Below are 4174 nucleotides of genomic sequence, written 5' to 3'. Positions count from 1 at the left end.
CCTGCTAAAGATGAAACTTTCGTCTTTAGCAGGGCCACCCAAACCGAAGACGAGAGGAGAAACGACACATGGATGCACCTTTTCGGGCCACCCATCAGACGAAGCGCATGCTGTACGAGATGATGCTCTGCGCGGAACACCGCGGGGCATATGTCGGGTACGTCCGCGGGGAATTCTCGCGGACGCTGACGGGCTTTTTCCAGGAGGTTTCGAGTGCATTCCGGTTCCCTTACACCTTTTCCTGGAGCTGGGAGTCGCTGGACGCATGCTTCCGCGACCTGGAATGGCTGTCCTTTTCGCAGCTGCTGTGGGTCATAAGCCAGCCGGAAAAGCTGTTCACGCAGGAGGAGGACCACATGGCTCATGTGAATGCCCTGCAGCGCTCTATCGCGGCCGCCGCGTCCTTCTGGCGGGAAAGGCAGATCCCGTTTGACTGCGTACTGAATCTGTTTGAATGATGATACAGAAAGAGAGGAGATCACTATTATGAAAAAGAGCCTTTGGACCCGTCTGCTTTCTCTCCTGCTGGCGGTGGTGCTCTGCGTCGAGCTGCTGCCTGCGGTGGGGTCTGCGGTTTCTCCTTCCGAAGATTTGGAGCATACCGTCGAGGGGACGGTCGAGGAGCCGGCTGAAGTCGCGTTCGAAGAGGCCTCGCTGCGCAGTGAGCGCGTCAAGCACTTCCGTATGGGGGACGGAAGCTATGTCGCGGTGCAGTATGACGTGCCGGTCCATCATCAGGACGCGGACGGCCGGTGGCAGGACATCGACAACACGCTCGAGCCGGTCGGGCAGACCTACGCGGTGGAGGACGGAAGCGTCGCCTTCGCAGCCAGCCTGAACGGAGACGCCGTCTTCACGGCGGACGCGGACGAGCACCGGGTGCAGCTCTTTCTGGACGGCGATTCGGACGCCCTGCCCAGTCACGATGCAACACTGGCAGCTCCGGAGCCGACAGAGGCCGTCGCTCTTCCTGAGGTGACAGAAGAAACAGCGGAAGAACCGGCAGAAGAGACCGAAACGGCGGCGTCGGAAGAGGAACCTGCTGCTGAAATGATGGTTGAAACCGGGGCGGCGGCCGAGCCGGAGCCTGCCGGTCCGGCGCGCTCCTACCACGCGGCAGAGGCCGTTGTGCAGGAGCCTTTTTCTCTGCGCTCAGATGACCCGTTTGTCCCGGAAAAGCTCAGCTCTTCGCTGCTTTACCCGGACGTTTACGACGGCGTTGACCTTGCATACACGCTCTACGGCGAAACGATCAAAGAGACGATCCTAGTCAATAAAGCGCAGGCCAGCTATCTCTTTTCTTTCGTGCTGCAAACGGGCGATCTGACCGCAGAAATGCAGGAAGACGGCTCTGTCCTCCTGCTCGATGAGGCCGGATCGCCCGTTTACGCGATTCCCGCGCCCTACATGCTCGACGCCGGGGGGACGTACTCCGACGCCGTGCGCTACACCCTCGAGGAGCTGGACCGCGGCAGCTACCGCCTGCTCGTCGATGCGGACGCCGCGTGGATCGAGGAAGAGGCGCAGTTCCCGGTCGCCATCGACCCGACGATCGTCAAGATTTCGCAGTCCGGCTCCCTCTCGTGGGCCTATGTCTTCTCCGGTAGGCCGGACACCAGCTTCCCCGAAAGCACGGTGCGGGTCGGCTATACCCAGCATAACGGCAGCGGCGAATATCAGGCCATCGCGGCGGTCGACAAGCTGCCTGAACTGCCCTCCGGCAGCATGGTCACGGCGGCTGCCATCCATGCATTACAGTCCGGCTTCAGCAACGTTTCTTCCGACGATTTCCAGTACCTGTACGCCCACCAGCTGACAATTGACAAGACGGGAAGCCAGAAGTACAGCGACTGGATCAAGACCCTGACGTGGAATAAAATTTATGCAAACGGAACGAATCATTATAAAACCGCGACGGAGGATTTCATCCGCCTGACCAGTACGAACGGCTACCGCTCGCTGGATATCACCCGCGCGGCCCGCAGCTGGTACAGCGGCGGGAAATGCCATGCGATCCTGCTGCGCTCGGACTGCAGCGCGAGCAAGCGCATCGTCTCCTCGTTCCAGACGGGTGCGTCGTATCTCACGGTGACCTACCGCAACGACTTCGGCCTGGAGAGCTACTACACCTACCAGACCCAGAGTGCGGGCCGTGCCGGTACCGGCTATATCTCGGACCACATGCAGCGCCTGACCTTCGTCGTGCCGCTGCTCTCGTCGGATAGCAGCGTGATGCCCTTCGGGCTGTCGCTCGTGTACAACTCCGGCCTCAGCCGGGAGTCCTTCGGCGTGCAGCAGAAAGAAAACGCCAACGAGCCGCCCGACTATACGCGCGACTACCGCAATATGCTGCTCGGCTCCGGCTGGAAGCTCTCCGCGCAGCAGTGCGTCCAGTCCGTCCGCATCGGCTCGGACGACGCGCAGACCCTCTACTGGGTCTACACGGACGCCGACGGCACGCAGCACTATTTCTCCAAGGAGGGAGGCGGCGGAGCCGAAACGGACGGCGTCTTCCGGGACGAGGACGGCCTCGGCCTGAAGATGACGTGCCAGGCGAACCCGGACAGCGACACCGGCCACACGAACTTCACCATAACGGACGACAACGGAAACGAGACCTTCTTCCGCGACGGCATCCTGACCTATACAAAGGATGCCTACGGCAACGGCATTTATTATTGTTATAACGGCATCAACTTCGACACCCCGGACGGCAAAAGCTGGCGCCCGACAAACGAGGTCTTTAACCGCCTGACCCGCATCTGCCGCCAGAACAAGGACGCTTCGGTCGAATACCTCGCCAAGCTGATCTACGACGCGGATGGCAGGCTCCTCCGCGTCGGCGACGAGGCCGGGAAGGAGACAAAGTTCCATTACGACAACACCGCGGGCGTCCGCCAGCTCGATTACCTCCTCTGCCCGGACGGCACAAAGCTGAACTACACCTACGATACGACCGGCCTGAACGGCGCGCACGACGGCGAGGCCAATTACGGCATCTGGTATACCTACCACACGGACGGCACCATTGACCAGTTCTATGAATTCACCCTCGACGGCGGAACGCATGTGCCCGGCGACACGGTCAAGTGCTGGAACGGCAAAAACCGCTCGAGCTACCGCGCGTTCGGCGCGGACCGGCAGGCGGGCACGGAGGACGACATCCGCCTTGAGGTCGTCTTCGACAACTGGGGCCGCACCGTCTCCACCTATACCACCAATACGGATATCACGCGCATCCTCGGCAGCTCCGCCGCTTCCTATACGGACACCGTAGAGCGCAGCAAGCAGAATAACCGCCTGACGAGCGTCGGTTCGACGGGCATGACGGCGGAAAACCTCCTGCGGGACGGCGGGCTGGAATCGGAGGACGGCTGGACGAACGCCTCGACCGGCAGCGGCTCCGCAGCGGCCCGCACGACGATCACGAACGACGAAAACCGCCGTCACGGCACGGGCGGCCTGAATCTCTACCTCCCGGACGGCGCAGGCAGCGGCGATGCAGCCGCCATCTCCCGCCCCGTAACGCTCACCGCCGGGGAGACCTACACCCTCTCGGGCTACTTCTCCGCCAGCTCCCACCTGCGCTGGAGCAGCGGCGCGCGGCTGGAGGCCGTCGTGCAGGGCGGAGGCGCGGAGCAGACCGTCCTGCTGACGGATGCCCGCCCGTCCGCCGCCATCGAAAACGGCTGGCAGCGCGTGACCGCCACGTTCACGGCCCCGGCGGCGTCCTGCCGCATCGCCTTCCGCATGAGCGGCTGCACGGGCACGGCCTACCTCGACGACCTCCAGCTGGAGCAGGCGGAGGCCGCCTCCACCTATAACCTCCTGCAGAACGCCTCGTTCGAATTCGGCGATGCGGGCTGGAACCTGCAGGGCGGTTCCGCCGCGGCTGCGGAAACCAAATTCGGCGCGAAGGCCATGACCATGCAGGGCAGCTACAATGGCATCCTCCATGTCAGCCAGCCCGTCGCGCTGAACTGCTCCTCGGATACGACGTTCCTGCTCTCCGGCTGGGCGCAGGCGGACTACGCCGCCCCGAACGCCGCTTTGGAATTTGACGGCGGCACGCGCTACTTCGGCCTGATCGCAGAGATCTTCTATGTGGGTGTGAGCGAGCCCGAGCGGCAGAGCGTCCCGTTCAGCTGGGCCACCGCCGACTGGCAGTGCGCCG

Annotated in this window: 2 protein-coding genes; both read left to right on the top strand. The window is 62.8% G+C overall.

The window, feature by feature from the left end; translation table 11 throughout:
- The first annotated feature begins 68 nt into the window (after positions 1–68).
- Positions 69–458, top strand: coding sequence for a barstar family protein (locus WMO66_RS02560; protein WP_349134845.1), 390 nt, complete (start codon positions 69–71; stop codon positions 456–458).
- A gap of 28 nt (positions 459–486) precedes the next feature.
- Positions 487–4174, top strand: a 3688-nt coding sequence (locus WMO66_RS02555; protein WP_349134844.1) for a carbohydrate binding domain-containing protein, incomplete at its 3' end; no start/stop codon positions are given.

This window comes from Faecousia intestinalis (assembly GCF_040096185.1).
Taxonomy (GTDB): domain Bacteria; phylum Bacillota; class Clostridia; order Oscillospirales; family Oscillospiraceae; genus JAZOXB01.
The sequence above is the reverse complement of the archived record's forward strand: the minus strand, read 5'-3'. Positions and strand labels throughout refer to the sequence as shown.